The 17,883-nt window shown below is 65.9% G+C and carries 12 protein-coding genes; 10 read left to right on the top strand and 2 right to left on the bottom strand.

What is annotated here, in order from left to right; translation table 11 throughout:
* Window positions 1–197 precede the first annotated feature (197 nt).
* The 9 genes from dnaN to ACQR1W_RS11510 all read left to right on the top strand — a co-directional run bounded on the left by dnaN (window position 198) and on the right by ACQR1W_RS11510 (window position 13,691).
* Complete coding sequence (gene dnaN, locus ACQR1W_RS11550) at window positions 198–1,316, top strand: DNA polymerase III subunit beta (protein ID WP_434850873.1); 1,119 nt, start codon at window positions 198–200, stop codon at window positions 1,314–1,316.
* Between the two features lie 76 nt (window positions 1,317–1,392).
* The gene (locus tag ACQR1W_RS11545; RefSeq protein ID WP_434850872.1) at window positions 1,393–1,680 is read left to right on the top strand and encodes a GIY-YIG nuclease family protein; all 288 of its coding nucleotides are present in this window, start codon (window positions 1,393–1,395) and stop codon (window positions 1,678–1,680) included.
* Between the two features lie 71 nt (window positions 1,681–1,751).
* Complete coding sequence (gene recF, locus ACQR1W_RS11540) at window positions 1,752–2,891, top strand: DNA replication/repair protein RecF (protein WP_434851152.1); 1,140 nt, start codon at window positions 1,752–1,754, stop codon at window positions 2,889–2,891.
* Between the two features lie 293 nt (window positions 2,892–3,184).
* Complete coding sequence (gyrB, locus tag ACQR1W_RS11535) at window positions 3,185–5,620, top strand: DNA topoisomerase (ATP-hydrolyzing) subunit B (RefSeq protein ID WP_434850871.1); 2,436 nt, start codon at window positions 3,185–3,187, stop codon at window positions 5,618–5,620.
* 186 nt (window positions 5,621–5,806) lie between these two features.
* Complete coding sequence (locus ACQR1W_RS11530; protein WP_434850870.1) at window positions 5,807–7,021, top strand: acyltransferase family protein; 1,215 nt, start codon at window positions 5,807–5,809, stop codon at window positions 7,019–7,021.
* Between the two features lie 78 nt (window positions 7,022–7,099).
* Complete coding sequence (locus ACQR1W_RS11525) at window positions 7,100–9,103, top strand: tetratricopeptide repeat protein (RefSeq protein ID WP_434850869.1); 2,004 nt, start codon at window positions 7,100–7,102, stop codon at window positions 9,101–9,103.
* 190 nt (window positions 9,104–9,293) lie between these two features.
* Window positions 9,294–10,589: a UDP-N-acetylglucosamine 1-carboxyvinyltransferase gene (gene murA, locus ACQR1W_RS11520; RefSeq protein ID WP_434850868.1), complete on the top strand. Its 1,296-nt coding sequence runs from the start codon at window positions 9,294–9,296 to the stop codon at window positions 10,587–10,589.
* Window positions 10,590–11,189: 600 nt separating this feature from the next.
* On the top strand, window positions 11,190–11,660 hold the full coding sequence (locus ACQR1W_RS11515) for a DUF2867 domain-containing protein (RefSeq protein ID WP_434850867.1): 471 nt from the start codon (window positions 11,190–11,192) through the stop codon (window positions 11,658–11,660).
* Between the two features lie 645 nt (window positions 11,661–12,305).
* A complete protein-coding gene (locus tag ACQR1W_RS11510) occupies window positions 12,306–13,691 on the top strand; it encodes an MATE family efflux transporter (protein ID WP_434850866.1) in 1,386 nt (461 codons plus the stop codon).
* Window positions 13,692–13,694: 3 nt separating this feature from the next.
* Here the strand turns inward: ACQR1W_RS11510 and ACQR1W_RS11505 are convergent, their stop codons facing one another.
* A complete protein-coding gene (locus ACQR1W_RS11505) occupies window positions 13,695–14,837 on the bottom strand; it encodes an FUSC family protein (protein WP_434850865.1) in 1,143 nt (380 codons plus the stop codon).
* Window positions 14,838–14,964: 127 nt separating this feature from the next.
* On the opposite strand from ACQR1W_RS11505, the gene ACQR1W_RS11500 reads away from it, so the two are divergent.
* Window positions 14,965–16,335: an MmgE/PrpD family protein gene (locus ACQR1W_RS11500; RefSeq protein ID WP_434850864.1), complete on the top strand. Its 1,371-nt coding sequence runs from the start codon at window positions 14,965–14,967 to the stop codon at window positions 16,333–16,335.
* Window positions 16,336–16,341: 6 nt separating this feature from the next.
* Here ACQR1W_RS11500 and ACQR1W_RS11495 read toward each other — a convergent pair whose 3' ends face one another.
* Window positions 16,342–17,766, bottom strand: coding sequence for a serine hydrolase domain-containing protein (locus tag ACQR1W_RS11495; protein ID WP_434850863.1), 1,425 nt, complete (start codon window positions 17,764–17,766; stop codon window positions 16,342–16,344).
* Window positions 17,767–17,883 lie beyond the last annotated feature (117 nt).

Here is a 17,883-nt window from a genome sequence, read left to right as displayed (position 1 = left end):
GAAAGGGCCGCCGAAAGATGGGAAATGGCCGTCCCATCCCTTGCGCTTCCGCCCCATCCGCGCCACTTTACGCTCCCCCCGTGGCCCCGAACTGACCCGAGGTTCTGGTCGGGCGCGGGTGTCATCGGCCGCGGCGCTGACCCAAAAGCCCCGCCGGCACTCCCAAGACATGCTCTGTGGAACGGGCGGGTATTGCTATGAAGGTTACCGTCGAACGCGCGCAACTCCTGAAGTCGCTAGGCCACGTCCACCGCGTGGTCGAACGGCGGAACACCATTCCGATCCTGGGCAATGTGCTGGTCCGCGCCGAGAATGCGCAGCTCTCGCTGAAAGCCACCGACCTCGACCTCGAAGTGACGGAAACGCTGGCCGCTGAAACCGCGACCGCGGGCTCGACCACGGTACCGGCGCATATGTTCTATGACATCGTCCGCAAACTGCCGGACGGCTCGCAGATCGTGCTGGAAAGCGACGGTGAGCGCGCGGTGCTGGCGATCCGCGCCGGCCGCTCCCGCTTCACCCTGCAGACCCTGCCCGAAAGCGATTTCCCCGACCTTGCCGCCGGCGAGATGACGCACTCCTTCGTGCTGACCGCCAAGGACATCAAGGGCCTGATCGACCGCACGCAATTTGCGATCTCGACCGAGGAGACGCGCTATTATCTCAACGGCATCTACCTGCATGCCGCCGGCAGCGCCAAACAACCCGTCCTGCGAGGCGTAGCGACCGACGGTCACCGGCTGGCCCAGGTCGACCTGCCGCAGCCTAGCGGCGCGGCCGACATGCCCGGCGTGATCGTGCCGCGCAAGACCGTCGGCGAGGTGCAGCGGCTGATCGAGGACAACGAGGCGGAGATCCGGATCGAACTGTCGCAGGGCAAGATCCGCTTCACCATCGGCCAGGTGGTGCTGACCTCGAAGCTGATCGACGGCACTTTCCCCGATTACGGCCGCGTCATTCCCCAGAACAACGACAAGGAGCTCATCGTCGACAAGGCCGATTTCGCCGCCGCCGTCGACCGCGTCTCCACCATCTCATCGGAACGCGGCCGCGCCGTGAAGCTGGCGCTGTCGGGCGGCAAGCTGGTGCTCTCGGTGACCAACCCGGATTCCGGCAGCGCCACCGAAGAGCTCGAGGTCGAATACGCCTCCGACGCGCTCGATATCGGCTTCAACTCGCGCTATTTGCTCGACATCGCCGCCCAGATCGAGGGTGAGGTCGCGGTGCTGCGCCTCGCCGATCCGGGATCGCCGACCCTGATCCAGGACCGCGACAACAAGAGCGCGCTCTACGTGCTGATGCCGATGCGGGTGTGAGAACCCATCGGTATATGATGGGTCAGGAGAATTCGCTCGTCATGGCCGGGCTTGAGCCGGCCATCCATCCAAACAGATGACCTACTGGGTGTACATCCTCGCAAGCCACCCTGGTGGAACGCCCTACGTAGGCGTGACGAACGATCTCGTACGGCGCGTCTACGAGCATCGCGAAGGTCTCGCAGAAAGCTTCACCAGGCGTTACGGCATCAAGCGGCTGGTCTATTTCGAGCCACACGACACGATCGCAGCAGCGCTTCAGCGCGAGAAGAACATCAAGCACTGGTCTCGTGAATGGAAGATCGACCTGATCGCCGCGAGCAATCCCGATTGGCGTGACTTATATGATGAAATTGTCCGTTGACGCGGACGATGGATTGCCGGGTCAAGCCCGGCAATGACAGAGTTTCGGATCCCCTCGCGCCGTCGCCCCAGATGACCCCCTCCCGCATCAACCGTCTCGCGCTGACGCATTTCCGGAGCTACCGCTCCGCGAGCGTCGAGGCGCGCGCCGATATGATCGCGCTGGTCGGCCCGAACGGCGCCGGCAAGACCAATTGCCTGGAGGCAATCTCGTTCTTTGCGCCCGGCCGCGGCCTGCGCCGCGCGACGCTGGAGGACGTTGCCGACAACCAGGGCGACGGCTCCTGGGCGGTCTCGGCGGAGGTGGAAGGCGCATTCGGGCTCACCACCTTCGGCACCGGCATCGAGCCGCCACGAACCGATACGACGACCAGCCGGCGTTGCCGGATCGATCGGGAACCAGTGTCGTCGGCAAGCGCCTTTGGCGACCACATCCGCATGGTCTGGCTGACGCCGGCGATGGACGGCCTGTTCACCGGCGCGGCCTCGGAGCGGCGACGCTTCTTCGACCGGCTGGTGCTGGCCATCGACAGCGAGCATTCGAGCCGCGTCTCGGCGCTGGAGCGGTCGTTGCGCTCGCGCAACCGGCTGCTGGAGGTGCGCAATTTCGACGATCATTGGTGTGAGGCGATCGAGCGCGAGACCGCCGAGCTTGCGGTCGCCGTCGCGGCGAGCCGGGGCCAGACCGCCGTCAAGCTCGCCGCCATGCTGCGCGCCCGTGGGCAGGCCTCCGCCTTCCCGTCGGCCGAGATCGCGCTCGACGGCTGGATGGAAAACGCGCTGCTCGCCGAGCCTGCGCTGGCAGTCGAGGATCGCTACCGCGCGATCCTGCGCGACAACCGCGTGCGCGACGCTGCCGCCGGCCGCACCCTCGACGGCCCGCATCTGACCGATCTCCACGTCGTCTATGCGCCCAAGAACATGCCGGCGCGCGATGCCTCCACCGGCGAGCAGAAGGCGCTCTTGATCGGCCTCATTCTCGCGCATGCCACGCTGGTGGCGGAAACCACCGGGATCGTCCCCTTGCTCCTGCTCGACGAGATCGTCGCGCATCTTGATCCAGGTCGGCGCGCGGCGCTGTTCGCCGAGCTCGGCAAATTGGGCGCCCAAGTGTGGCTGACCGGCGCGGATCCTGCGGCCTTCGTCGAGCTCGGCGCCACGGGCGAAATTTTTGACGTCGAAGGCGGCCGCATCAACCGGCGCGCTGCCTGACCCTCCCGGATTCCAGGACCTGGATTCCAGGACCTGATTCTAAGCTTGGCGGAGCGCTTCGAAGTGCAAAAAATCCGTCGTTTGGCGAAGGTAAAATGGGTGCTCGAATCGCGCCTTCGCAACGCCTAAAACCGGCCCTCGCGCACCTTGAAAAACCGTTAAAAAAAGCTATTTCTTCAATATCTTACACGTCACCACTTTGCGCTAGGCGCGCATCGTCTTTCGTGGCACAAATAGCATCTGCAGCATCCTGTCGCGCGCGCCGCACTTTCGGGATATCTCAAAGGCCTCACATGACTGAACCCGCCCGGCAATCGATCGCCGAAAACGAGCCTGCCATTGCGAGCGCGTATGGCGCGGAATCGATCCGGGTGCTGAAGGGCCTGGACGCCGTGCGCAAGCGTCCCGGCATGTATATCGGCGACACCGATGACGGGTCCGGCCTGCACCACATGGTCTATGAGGTGGTCGACAACGCGATCGACGAGGCGCTGGCCGGCTATGCCAGCGCGGTCGAGGTGGTGCTCAATCCCGACAATTCCGTCACCGTACGCGACGACGGTCGCGGCATTCCGGTCGACATCCACAAGGGCGAAGGCGTCTCCGCGGCCGAAGTCATCATGACCCAGCTGCATGCGGGCGGAAAGTTCGACCAGAACTCCTACAAGGTCTCCGGCGGCCTGCACGGCGTCGGCGTCTCCGTGGTCAACGCGCTGTCGAGCAAGCTGCAGCTGCGGATCTGGCGCGAGGACAAGGAGCACTATATCGAGTTCGCCCATGGCGACGCCGTGGCTCCGCTGGCGGTGGTTGGCGAAGCCAAGGGCAAACGCGGCACCGAAGTGACGTTCCTGGCCTCGACCGAAACCTTCAAGATCATCGAATACGACTACGCGACGCTCGAGCATCGCCTGCGCGAGCTCGCCTTCCTGAATTCCGGCGTTCACATCGTGCTCTCCGACATGCGCCACGCGGTCGAGAAGCGCGAGGAGATGCACTATTCCGGCGGCGTCGAGGAGTTCGTCAAATATCTCGACCGCAACAAGAAGGCGATCGTTCCCGCGCCGATCATGGTGCGCTCCGAGGCCAACGGCATCACGGTCGAAGCCGCGCTGTGGTGGAACGACAGCTATCATGAGAACGTGCTGTGCTTCACCAATAACATTCCGCAGCGGGACGGCGGCACCCATCTCGCCGGCTTCCGCGGCGCGCTGACGCGCCAAGTCAACGGCTATGCCGAGGCTAATGCGAAGAAGGAAAAGATCGCGCTGACCGGCGACGACTGCCGCGAGGGCCTGACCGCGGTGCTGTCGGTGAAGGTGCCGGACCCGAAATTCTCGTCCCAGACCAAGGACAAGCTGGTCTCGTCCGAGGTGCGCCCCGTGGTCGAGAACGTGCTCAACGAGGCGCTCTCGGCCTGGTTCGAGGAGCACCCGTCCGAGGCCAAGGTGATCGTCGGCAAGGTGATCCAGGCCGCCGCGGCGCGCGAGGCCGCCCGCAAGGCCCGCGAGCTCACCCGCAAGAGCCCGCTGGCGATCTCTTCGCTGCCGGGCAAGCTCGCCGACTGCCAGGAGAAGGACCCGGCCAAGTCCGAGCTGTTCATCGTCGAGGGTGACTCGGCAGGCGGCAGCGCCAAGCAGGGCCGCAACCGCGAGTTCCAGGCGGTGCTGCCGCTGCGCGGCAAGATCCTCAATGTCGAGCGCGTGCGGCCGGACAAGATGCTCTCCAGCGAGCAGATCGGCACCCTGATCACTGCGCTCGGCACCGGCATCAGCGACGATTTCTCGGCCGAGAAGCTGCGCTACCACAAGATCATCGTGATGACCGACGCCGACGTCGACGGCGCTCATATCCGCACTTTGCTGCTCACCTTCTTCTATCGGCAGATGCGCGAGATCATCGACCGCGGTCATCTCTATATCGCCCAGCCGCCGCTCTATAAGGTGACGCGCGGCAAGTCCGAGCAATATCTGAAGGACGACCGGGCGCTGGAAGACTATCTGATCGGCATCGGTCTCGGCGATTGCGTGTTCAAGACGGCGTCCGGCGATGATCGCAGCGGCCGCGATCTGCTGTCTCTGGTGGAGGAGGCGCGGGTCATCCGCCACGTGCTGCGCAATCTGCACAGCCGCTACGACCGCAAGGCGGTCGAGCAGGCCGCGATCGCGGGCGTGTTGCGCCATGAGATCGTGCGCAATCCGGAAACGGCGGAGGCCGCGGCCGATTACATCGCCAAGCGGCTGGATGCCCTTGCCGACGAGGTCGAGCGCGGCTGGGTCGGGCACTTCACCGAAGGCCAGGGCTTCCTGTTCGAGCGCACGGTGCGCGGCGTGAAGGACGTCGCCGTGATCGACGACGCCCTGCTCACCTCCGTCGACGCCCGCAAGCTCGATGACTACGCGGCCCGGCTGCAGGAGGCCTATGCGCGACCCGGCCTGCTCCGCCGCGGCGACACCGAGACCGTGATCCACGGTCCGGTCGACCTGTTCGAGGCTGTCACCGATGCCGGCCGCAAGGGCATCACCCTGCAGCGCTACAAAGGTCTCGGCGAGATGAATCCGGAGCAGCTGTGGGAGACCACGCTCGACACCGAGGCGCGCTCGCTGCTGCAGGTGAAGATCAAGGAGGTCGACGAGGCCGACGACATCTTCACCAAGCTGATGGGCGACGTGGTCGAACCCCGCCGCGAATTCATCCAGGACAATTCGCTCTCCGCCAACGTCGACGTGTAAGCCATCGGCGCCGCAGCATCGCCGCGGAGACTGATCCGCGCGCGCAATTTGCCGATGACCCTGCCTGTCGCCCGATCCGTATCTGCGCTATAATTGATCGGGCCTGCGGTGCAGGGCCACGGGCCATGCGCGGCCGTCCTGCACACCGGCAAGCTCCCGGGCGTCTGCCGGTGGAGGTCGCCGATCATGAACACGCGTTCGAGCGAGCTGGCGGTCGAGGGTGAGCTACCCCCTCTCGTGGCGCATGTCGGTGGCGAGAGCGGCGCGCGCTCCGCGCTCAAGGCCGGCGCCAAGGAGCGCAATGGCGGGATCGACGCGCTTCGCGCGGCGGTTACGCTGCTCGTCGTGTTGCATCACACCGCGATCACCTATGGCGCCATTGGCGGCTGGTACTACAAGGAAATCGCGCCCTCCGACACGCCGGGCAGCCTGCTGCTCGTTCTGTTCTGCACCGTGAACCAGGCCTGGTTCATGGGCCTGTTCTTTCTGTTGGCGGGTTACTACACGCCGCCCTCTTTCCGGCGCCATGGCGCCGCCGGCTTCGTTCGCGAGCGCCTGATCCGGCTCGGCATTCCGCTTGCGGTGTATTTCTTCGTGCTGTCGCCCCTCACCAAGGCCCTGGCGCAAACCGCAAACGGGCGCTCCTTCCCTCGTGTGTTCGAATACGTCTGGGCGCATGGACAGCTCGAGCCCGGCCCGTTGTGGTTCGCCCAAGCCCTGCTCATCTTCGCTCTGGCCTGGCTGTTGTGGCAGTGGGTGCGTCCGCCGGCGCTAGCGATGGAGACGCGCGCGTTTCCGTCCAATAAGATGCTGCTGGCGGCTGCGCTGTTCACAGGTGTCGCGGCGTTCCTGCTGCGCCTGGTCTGGCCGGTCGGCGTCAATGTCGCCTTTCTGCAGCTCGGCTATTTCGCGTCCTACATCGTCCTGTTCGCCGCCGGCTGCGCCGAGGCTGACGGCCGCTGGCTTGAGCACATCCCCGATGCCCAAAGGAAAACATGGCTGCGAATGGCCCGGATCGCGCTTCCGATCTTTCCCCTGGCCGGATACGTCGCGCTCAGATTTCACCTGTTGACCGGACCCGCTGAGGGCGGCCTGAACCCGCAGGCGGTGCTTTATGCGTTCTGGGAGCCGTTCGTGGCCTGGGGATTCATCCTCGGGCTGCTGGCGCTGTTCCAGAGGCGCTTTGCGCAATTGAGCGGCCCATGGAAACACCTGGCCCGCCGCGCCTACCTCATCTACATCATCCATCCTCCGATCCTGGTCGGCGTCGCCCTGGCCTGGCGCGATATCGCAGCCCCTGCCCTCGTCAAATTCGTGGTCACCGGCACCATTACCTGCGCGCTTTGTTACCTCGTCGCGGGCGTTCTGCTGCGCGCACCGCCGGTCGCGCGCGTCGTGTAATCGACACGCAGGCCGCCTCGCCTGTTCGCCGGAATCGGCGCGATCCCCCGTTTAACGCCTATCGAATCGGAGGCGTTCATGGGGCAGGCCGCGCTGGATCAGCTGCTGCTGCAGGCGGCCGGGCACTACAATGCCGGCCGGTCGCAGCCCGCGAGCGCGCTGTGCGCCGACATCCTTGCCGCGGATCCCGGCCATCTGCCGACACTCCATCTTGCCGCCGTGATCGCCTTCGCCGCAGGCCGCATGGACGACGGCCGCGCGCTGCTCGCCCGCGTCTTCCAACGCGATCCGAACCACGTGCCGGCGCTGGCGACGCTCGGCGATGCGCTGGCCGTCAAGGGCGAGCATGAGGCTGCGACCACCGTATTTCGCCGTGCGGTGACCCTGCGGCCACGCGACGCGGCGCTTCACGCCAAGCTCGGCGTGGCGCTCTCCGAATGCGCCCGCTTTGCCGAAGCGGACGCCGTCTACCGCCGCGCGCTTGAGCTCGATCCGACCCTGGTTCAGGCGCGCTTCAATCTCGCGACCGCGCTTGCCGCGCAGCGGCGCTTCACCGAGGCCGAGCAAACATACCGCGCGGTGATCGCGCGTGATCCGTCCCACCAGGGCGCCCTGATCAATCTCGGCAACCTGCTCGCTGATCAGAACAACCCGGAAGCCGCCGTGGCTGCCTATCGCCAAGCCCTGAACGACAGCGATGAACGCGCGCTCTCGGCCAGTGATGTCGCCGCCCTGACCAATCTCGCCTCCTGTCTGTGCGAGCTCGGCCGGCTCGACCAGGCGAAAGCGAGTTGCGAGCGTGCCTTGGCGCAGGACGCGAACTACGCGCCTGCTCATACCAATCTCGGCATCATCCTCGACGCACAAGGCCGGTTCGAGGACGCGGTCGCCGCCCATCGCGGCGCGATCGCGGCAGACCCCAATTATGCGAAGGGTCATGCCAATCTTGCGGTCGCGCTGCGCATCACCGGCGCACTCGAGGAGGGACGCATGGCGTCACAGCGCGCCGTGGCGCTCGACCCCGATGATCCCGAGATCCGCTTCAACCATGCCCATGTCCTGCTGATGAACGGCGAGCTGGCCCGCGGCTTTGACGAGCTGCGCTGGGGTCGCAAATGCAAGGGCTGGTCGGACGGCTACCCGGCCTTTGCTGAGCCGGAATGGAGCGGCGAACCGCTCGCTGGCCGGACGCTGCTGCTCTATGCCGAGGCCGGGCTGGGCGACACCCTGCAGTTCGTGCGCTACCTGCCGATGCTGCGCGACAAAGGCGGAGAGATCGTGCTGCAGGTACAGCCTGCGCTGGTGCCGCTATTGCCCGCCAATACGGACGTCACGGTGATTGCCCGCAGCGAGCCATTGCCGCGCTTCGATCTGCACCTGCCGCTGATCGGCCTGCCCAGAGTGTTCGGCACCACGCTCGACACCATCCCGGCCGATATCCCCTATCTGCATCCGGATGTAACCAAGCTGGCGCACTGGCAGCGCATCCTCGGCAATGAGCCGTCGCTGAAGATCGGCGTGGTGTGGGCCGGCAATCCCCGTCACAAGGGAGACCGGCTGCGGTCATTGGCAGCCGAGCAGCTGCTGCCGCACCTTCTGGTGCCGGGCGTCAAGCTCTACAGCCTGCAGAAGGATCTGCGCGCAACGGACGCTCCAGCCGTGACGGCGACCGGCGCGACCATGATCGATCTGGCGCCGCAGCTCGATGATTTTTCCGATACGGCCGCGGCGGTGGCGGCTCTCGACCTCGTCATCACCGTCGATACTTCGGTGGCGCATCTGGCCGGCGCGCTCGGCCGCCCGGTCTGGCTGCTGCTGCCTTATGCGCTCGATTGGCGCTGGCTGCGCGATCGCGAAGAGACGCCCTGGTATCCGACCATGCGCCTGTTCCGGCAGCGCAGACCGCTGGCCTGGGACGATGTCATCGCCCGTGCATCTACGGAACTCGCTCGCGTGGCTTGCGGTGAGCGCGAATTGCTGTCGCCGCCATCCAGACGCGCGTCAATCGTGGTCCCGAAAAGCAGCGAGATCATCGCGCTCAGCGACGATTTTTCGCAACCGAAGACCCGGGAATTTTTCTGAAGCTCCGCCGTTCTCAGCGAGCGTCGATTCTGTTACTGAACTTGACGAGCGACTGATCGGCCGGTTTCGGCCCCTCCGACGGCGCAATGCATGCCGCCGGCTCGGCGCGAACAGCCCATGCTCACTCCGTCGCTCGTTCGAAGCAGACGACGGCCATCGACCACGCGCTTCGAACATGGATCTCACCCGCATGGCGCCCATCCAATACATCGTCGAGGGTGGACACCGGCTGAAGGGCGCCATCGAGCCGTCCGGCAACAAGAACGCGGCGCTGCCGATCATTGCCGCGGCCCTGCTGACCGAGCACCCGGTCACGCTGGACAACGTGCCGCGCATCCGTGACACCGAGACGCTGGTCGAGCTGATCCGCTCGGTCGGGGCCGCGGCCGAATGGCGCGGCCGCAATCGGCTGGCGATCCATGCCAAGGAGATCCGCGCGGCCGATCTCGACCCGGATCTGTGCGCGCGCATCCGTGCCTCGATCCTGCTTGCCGGTCCCCTGCTCGCGCGCTGTGGCCAGGTGGCGCTACCGCCACCGGGCGGCGACGTCATCGGGCGGCGCCGGCTCGACACCCATTTCCTGGCCTTCGAGCAGCTCGGCGCCTCCGTGACCGCGACCGACCGCATCGAACTGCGCGTCTCGCAACTGAGGGGCGCCGACGTTTTCCTGGACGAGCCGAGCGTCACGGCGACCGAGAACGCGCTGGTCACCGCGGTCGCCGCGCAGGGCACGACCTATCTGCGCAATGCGGCCTCCGAGCCGCACGTGCAGGATCTCGCGCATTTCCTGGTCGCGCTTGGTGCCAATATCGATGGCATCGGCACCAATACGATGACGATCCACGGCGCCAGCACGCTGGGACAGGCGAGCTACGCCATCCAGCCCGACCATATCGAGGTCGGTTCGCTGATCGGGCTGGCCGCGGTGACCCGCTCGCCGCTGCGCATCGTGCGCGCCGGCGTCGACCATTTGCGCTCGATCCGGATGGGCTTCGAGCGGCTCGGCATCGTCTGCGAGGTCGCCGGCGACGACCTGATCGTGCCATCCGACCAGACGCTCAAGATCAAAGACGATTTCGGTGGCCATGTGCCGAAGCTCGAGGACCAGCCCTGGCCGGCGTTTCCCGCCGACCTGATGTCGATCGCGATCGTCACCGCCACGCAATGCGACGGCGTGGTCCTGATGTTCGAGAAGATGTTCGAGTCGCGGATGTTCTTCGTCGACAAGCTGATCTCGATGGGCGCCCGCATCGTGCTGTGCGATCCGCATCGCGCCGTCGTCGCGGGGCCGAGCAAGCTGCGCGGCGCCTCGATGGTCTCGCCGGACATTCGCGCCGGCATGGCGATGCTGCTCGCCGCCGTCTGCGCCGAGGGCACGAGCACGATCAACAATGCCGACCAGATCGAGCGCGGCTATGAGCGCATCGACGAGCGGCTCAACGCGCTCGGCGCCAGGATCACCCGCGTGCCGGAGCGGGCACGGTAGACGTCGCCGGATCGCTGATGGTCGCTCCAGCGTCATTGCGACCGCAGCGACACAATCTAGACGTCCGTTTCTAAAGTCTCGGTCCTATCGATACAGCCCCAGCTGTCATCGTCCGCGAAGGCGGACGATCCAGTACGCCGTGACGTCTCTGTTCGATCTCTTCTGCCGCGGAATACTGGATGCTCCGCCTCCGCGGAGCATGACACTGTTGGAGATGGCGAGAGCTAAATCCACTCGACAGCCGATTTCATGGAAACGATGTTCTAGAATCCCACTGCGGAGACAGCCTGGATCGCTTCGCGCGCAATGACGAACTCATGGAGCACCCATCAAACTCGTCATGGCGCCGCGCGAAGATCGGACGATGTGTCGCAGTCCGTATGAATTTGCCCTCTCCCCTTGCGGGAGAGGGCGTGTAGGAATGAGCCGCGAACGCGGTCGGGTGAGGGGTATGCCTCCACACGGGTTGTTGCCGAGAGATACCCCTCACCCGACCGCGTGCGCGGATGGGCCGGCGATGCCCTCTCCCGCAAGGGGAGAGCGCGCCGTATCGCATCGCGCAGAGCGCCGGATGACCATCACATGTGAGGCTCACTGCACATGACCATCAGCGAGATCACTCCCGATGTCGACCGTGCCCGATGGCTAGCCGGCGCAGAGTTCGCCGACGCCTTTCGCATCACGATTGCCGGGGCCGCCATCGATGCCCGCACGGCCGCAGAGCGCATGCTCGGCCACCCGCCGCCCTGGATCGACGTCCTTGTGAAGCTGCGCAATGTGCTGGTCAGGCCCTTCGGCCTGAAGACGTCAGGTGCGGACCCGCGGAGCTCGCGTCCGATGATCGGGATCTTTCCGATCATCGACCAAACGCGGGAACGGCTGGTGCTTGGCTTTGACGACCTGCATCTGGATTTTCGGGTCGTCATCGATGTCGCGTCCCGTAGCACGGCCTCCCAGGTAACAGCGACCACCTTGGTGCAGACGCATAATCTGTTGGGCCGGTGCTATCTCGCGATCATCCTGCCGTTCCACCGACTTGTCGTCCGTACGATGCTGCGCCAGGTGGCGTAGGCTCATATTTGCGCCGGCGGCCTGCGCGGAAACACTCAATTCCACAGTCTGATCAACCGCGTGGATCAAACGAGACTTCGCGCCGGAATTTTCGACTTGCAGAAATTCCGAAAATCAGAAATATTGTGCCGGTCCTGCCCTCATGAGAGGGGCGCTTCGCGATCGTCACGAACGTTGAGGGCGGGATGCGGTGGACGTGGTGGCCTGCAGCGGGATCATCCTGCGGACGAACAGGCGACTACGTACGGTCAAGTCGCGCGGTCCTGATACTCCGACGCTAGTATCAAGTTCGCGACGAGGTTCGCCTCGCGCGGATGACGGTGGCCAGAAAGCCCGGCGCACCGGGGAGAACGCGAAGCAGCCGTTAAAGCCATCGCGCAGGGAATGCCGGGATCATCCGGCTGGACCTGTGGTTCCTGCCCCGTGCACTTCTTCACGCACGGGGGCCATGGGTATCAGTCGATACCCGGCATTCCCTGCGCCCTCTTCCTTCCGGGAGGGTCATGCTGATGCAAAACTCGAACGCGAGAGGCGTGGCGAGAACGCGGACTGGTGTCCGACGTCACGTGGTGAGATGCACCCGCGCGCTGGAACGACATGCTCCCGCGATGCACGGCGCGACCAAAAACTGCTATGATGACGATCATGACCTCCTCTGCCGGGACCAACCACGCGCCGCCAGCCGCGGCGCCGCACAGCTCTCTTGCGCATGAACTCTGGGAGACGATCCGTCTCGCCGCGCCGATGGCGCTGACGCAGCTGTCGCAGATCGCGATGATGTCGACCGACCTCGCTTTCATCGGCCGGCTCGGCGGGGAAGCGGTTGCGGCTGCGGCATTGTCCGGCACGATCTACTTCGTCAGTTTCACATTCGGCATGGGCCTGATGTCCGCGGTAGCACCGCTCGCTGCACAGGCTTTCGGTGCCGCGGAATCAGCGTTGGTGCGCCGGTCACTCGGCGCGGGCTTGTGGGCTGGGCTGCTGGTTGCGCTGCCGATCATGGTGATCTCGTTGAACGGAGAAGTCATCCTGATTGCGCTCGGCCAGGCCCGGGGCGTGGCACATCTGGCGCAGGACTATCTGCTTGGACTGGCCTGGGGCGTCGCGCCGGCGCTGTGGTTCCTGGCCCTGCGCAGCTTCATGGGCGCCGTCAACCGGCCGGAGCCGGTGCTCTGGATCACGCTGGCCGCGATTCCCGTCAATGCGCTGCTTGTCTACCCGCTGCTGTTCGGCCATTGGGGCCTGCCGCGGCTCGGACTGACAGGCGCTGGCCTCGCCACCTCGCTCGTCAACCTCGCAACATTCGCCATCGCGCTGTGGTTTGCGATCCGCAAGCCGCCGTTCCGCGACTATCACGTCCTGACGCGGCTGGTGCGCATCGACTGGCGACTGATGCGACAGCTCGTCGTCATCGGAGCGCCGATCTCACTCGCCTTCCTGCTCGAATACGGCCTGTTCTCCGCCGCCTCGCTGCTGATGGGGCTCATCAGCACGACCGCGCTCGCCGCCCACCAGATCGCGCTTCAGGTCACGGCGATCCTGTACATGATCCCGTTCGGCATCAGCATGGCCGCCACCGTGCGGGTCGGCCATGCGGTGGGGCGCAACGATGTCGGTGGCATCAGGCGCGCCGGCGCGATGGCGATGCTGCTCGGCTTGGGTCTCGCCGCCCTGCTCACGCTTATCGTCGTCGTTGCGCGGCTTTCGATCGTGCATCTGTTCCTTGGTGCAGGCATTGCCGACGCCGAGACGACCGGCGCCTTGGCCGCCACGCTGCTGCTGATTGGCGCGAGCTTCTTCATCACCGATGCGTTGCAGACCATCGTGGTCGGCGCGCTCCGCGGCATCAAGGACACCCGGGTGCCGCTGCTGTTCGCCATCCTGGGCTATTGGGTGGTCGGCTTCCCGGCCTGCTACCTGCTCGGCTTTCACACGCCGCTCAGCGCGGCCGGCATCTGGATCGGACTGTCCATCGGCACCGCCCTATATGCGAGCCTGCTGATCCTGCGCTTTGTGAAGCTGAGCGGTTAGATGTCACGCACCGGCCGTATCGGTCGACTCCTCGGTGCGTGCCGGCTCCTTCTTCGCCCGCGGCGGGGTATCCGACCACTCGGCCACGACACGCTCGAGATCGACCAGGTTCTGCCGCATCTGATCGAGCGAGAAGCCGAGCGCAAAGAAACGCTCGGCGGCGTCTGCCGGCAGGCCGCGCGTCAGGCCCTCGCTGCGCAGCAGCGCGACCTGCTCGGCATAGGTATTGACGGCAACATGCACAGGCCAGATCGCCGGCGGGTGAGTGCCGGCCCGCAAGGCAGCGGCACAGCCGCGCAGATAGGAGGCGATCGCCTCGCTGACCTTGGCGACCGGACCGGCGAGCCGTGCCTGCAGCTCGGATGGCAGCGGCACCACGCTGGCGCGGCCGATCATCACCACATCATGGCGCAGCCGCAGGATGGTGCGCAGCAGCGGCCCGGTGTCGGCGCCCGACGACAGCCGCGCCGAGCGCTCGCGTTCGGCCTCCGCGCCGGTGGCGTTGAGCTCCACCAGCGCGGCACCGATGCCATCCTGGATCCGATGCAGCGCGTCATTGTCGCGGCCACGCGACAGGCCGGCCAACAGCTCGGTCAATGCGGCCGCGATCAGCTCCATCAGCCGTCCGGCAGCGCTGCGGATCTGCACATGGGCGCGCGACGGCAGCACCAGGAACGACACCGCGAGTCCCGTGAAGGCGCCCACCGCCACCTCGAAGACGCGATCAACCGCCGAGCCCACCGGATCGAGATGGCCCATGGTGGGCACCAGCAGCACGATGACGGCGGTGACTGTGGCCGCATTCAGGCTCGGATTGAGCGCCGCAATGAAGGCAAGCGGTGCGACCGCCAGCACGAGCAGCGCCAACAGCTGCAGCTCGCCGGAATGCGGAATGAAGACGCCGATCGCGCCGCCATAGAGTGCGCCGCCGATGGTGCCGAACATGTAGTCGCGCGTCGCCTTCAGCGATCGTCCGACGCTGCCTTGCGTCACGATCAGCGAGGTCAGCACCGCCCACAGCGGCAGCATCAGATGCAGGGCGCTCGCGATCGCGAAGGCCGCCGTCGCGGCAACCGTGCCGCGGATGGCGAGTGCCAGCTGAGCTTTCCTGGCGCGCAACCGGCCGAACAACATGGAGAGAGCCATCATGCTTTCCGCTTGAGACAACAGACCGGCGCCAACGCAGATTCGGCATGGCAGCCTCTCGCCACGCCGAAGCCGCTTGAACTGGTGAATCGCCACGCCTACCCTGCCGGCAACACGAGGAAACACGATGGCCCAGGAAACCGCAACACTTGCCGGCTATGTCGCTGCGCTGAATTACGACGATATTCCTCCGGAGGTCCTGGACCGCGCCAAGGTCCTGACGCTCGATTTCCTCGGCAGTGCGATCCGAGCCCGGCGCGAGGCGGAATCGACGCCCTCCGTGCTCCAGATGCTTGCCGCATTGAAGCTGGACGCCACGGGCGAAGCCACCGTGTTCGGCGATTCCAGGACCTGGACACCGGCGGTCGCTGCGCTTCTGAACGGCACCATGGGCCATTCGCTCGATTTCGACGACACCCATGCAGATTCCTCGCTGCATCCGAGCGCGCCAGTGGTGCCGGCTGCGTTCGCCGTCGGCGAAATGGTCGGCGCCTCGGGCCGCGACGTGCTGACCGCGATCGTTGCCGGATACGAAGTCTGCTGCCGTCTCGGCAACGCGCTCGATCCGACCTCGCATTATGCTCGCGGCTTCCATCCCACTGCGACCGCCGGCACCTACGGCGCCGCCGCGGCCGCGGCGAAATTGTTCGGGCTCTCCGAGCAGCAGATCATCTCAGCCTTCGGCGTCTCCGGCAGCCAGGCCGCGGGCTCGCTGCAGTTCCTGGTCAATGGCGCCTGGAACAAGCGCTACCAGGTCGGCGCCAGCGCGATGAACGGCGTGATCGCGGCCACGCTCGCGAAGAACAATTTCGTCGGCGCGATCGAGTCGGTCGAGGGCAAACATGGCCTGCTGGTCGGCTATACCGACACGCCGCATCCCGAGAAGGCGGTCGCGGCGCTCGGCGCGGGCTATGAGACGATGAAGATCGGCGTCAAGCCGTATCCGAGCTGCCGCTACACCCATGCCGCGATCGATGCGCTGATCGCGCTCCGGCGCGAGCACAATCTGACGCCTGATCAGGTCAAGCGGGTCGAGATCGGCCTGCATCGCAACGGCATCACCCTGACCGGCGATGCCGCCACCAAGCGGCATCCGAGCTCGATCGTCGGCGGCCAGTTCTCGATGTTCTTCACCGGCGCGCTGGCGCTCGACCAGGGCCGCTTCGGCTGGGACGACTACAATCGCCTCGGTGATCCCGCGATCAACGCGCTCGCCGACAAGTTCGATGTGGTGCAGGACGACCGGCTGGAGATCGGCCGCAGCCATCCGTTCGGCGCGCGCGTGGCGATCACCACCGAACATGGCGTGCACGAGCGTCTGCATGGCGATCCCTCGGGCGAGCCGACCTCGTTCCCATCCGCGCAGGCGATGAGCGAGAAGTTCCTGACGCTGGCACGGCCCGTGCTCGACGGCCGCGCGCAGAAATTTGCCGACGCGATCCTGTCGCTGGAGCGGTTCGATCGCGTGGCGCAGGTGACGGAGCTGGGAAGGCAGTAATTGACCTCACTCTCGTCCCGCCACCTTCGTGTCCTTGGTCGCCGCGACGACATCGCGCACCAGCTCCGAGACGCCGTCAACATCGAGCGGCCAGTTCACGGTGCGGCCGAAGCGTGCGATCACCAGATGCTCCGATGGGATGACGATCACATATTGCCCGAGCGTGCCCTTGGCCAAGAACGCATCGCGCGGCCAGCCATGTGCGATGCGATGACGCGCGCCAAAACTGTCGTCGCGATTGGTCCAGAAGCCCGCACCGATGCCGACGAAGGCATTCGGCGTCGGCGTCGCCGAATAGTCGACCCAGCCCTCGGGCAGGATGCGCCGGCCACCAACTACGCCGTCATTGAGATAGAGCAGGCCGAAGCGCGCCCAGTCGCGCGCCGATGCGAGCATCTGGCTGGATCCTTCCGGCGTCCCGGCCGCATCGAATTCGAGCGTCACGTGGTGCATGCCGAGCGGATCGAACAGCTCGTGATGTGCAAAGCGCAGCACGTCGGCCGGCGTGCCGCCGCTGGCGTTCCGAAGGAGCTGCGACAGGATCAAATAGTTGCCGTCGTGATAGTTCCAGGCCGTGCCCGGCGCGGTTTCCAGCGGCATCGTTTCCGCAAACGCCGCCATGTCACTCTCCGCGAACTTCATGCGGTTGATCGGCTCCAGCGCCGACAACAGCGTGGCCTGCAGCGAGCTGCCGAGCGCCAGACCAGCCGTGTGACGCAGCAGCTGATCGACGGTGATGAGGCGGCGCGGATCGTTGGCATCCTGCCATGCGGCCACCGGCGCCGGCGCATGCAGCGCAAGCTTGCCTTGGCGCACCAGCACGCCGATCAGAGCCGATATCACCGATTTGGTGGCGGAGAAGCCGAGCAGCCGCGTATCGATGCCGACGCCCTCGGCATAGCGCTCGGCAATGATGCGGCCGTCCTTGACCACGACGATCGCGTGGGTGCGCTTGAACGGCGGCTCTGCGGGTTCGGCGAAGGCGCGATCGACCGCGGCCGCAAGCGCCGGGGTTGTCGGAACAACAACGGATGGTGGCCCGATCTCCGGCAACAGCGCCGGCTGCGGCGCCTCGGTGGCGGGCGGCGAGAGATCGACGCCATCGCGGTGATCGAGATGACAGCCGAGGCCATCACGATAGACCGCGTGGCTGCGCCCCATGCCGAGCAGGGTCACGGTGACGTCCTTCGCAGTCGCGTCGATTTTGGTCTCCATTGCCCAGGTGATCAGCCCGGTGCCGGGCATCGCGTCCGTGGTCTCGGTGAACACCCGTTGCGGGTCGAGGCCGGAGACGAAGGTCTCCGCGCACACGACGCTGGCGACGAAGCCGGTGGCGACCTTGGGCACGTCGCGGGCACGGGCTGCGCCAAAGACGACGGCGCTGAGGACGATGGCGGATGCAGCAACGAGGAACAGGCGGCGCTTGGTCATGGAGGTCTCCGGCATGGGTTGAACCGCGCCGAGAGAAGCCGGACACGGCGAGGCCCGCTCGCCGCAGTCGAAATCGAGCTGGCCAAAACCCTCAAGGCGCCAGCCGATTCTGGAATC

The organism is Bradyrhizobium sp. HKCCYLS1011 (genome assembly GCF_051167795.1).
Classification (GTDB): domain Bacteria; phylum Pseudomonadota; class Alphaproteobacteria; order Rhizobiales; family Xanthobacteraceae; genus Bradyrhizobium.
This window is presented reverse-complemented; position numbering and strand designations above follow the sequence as displayed.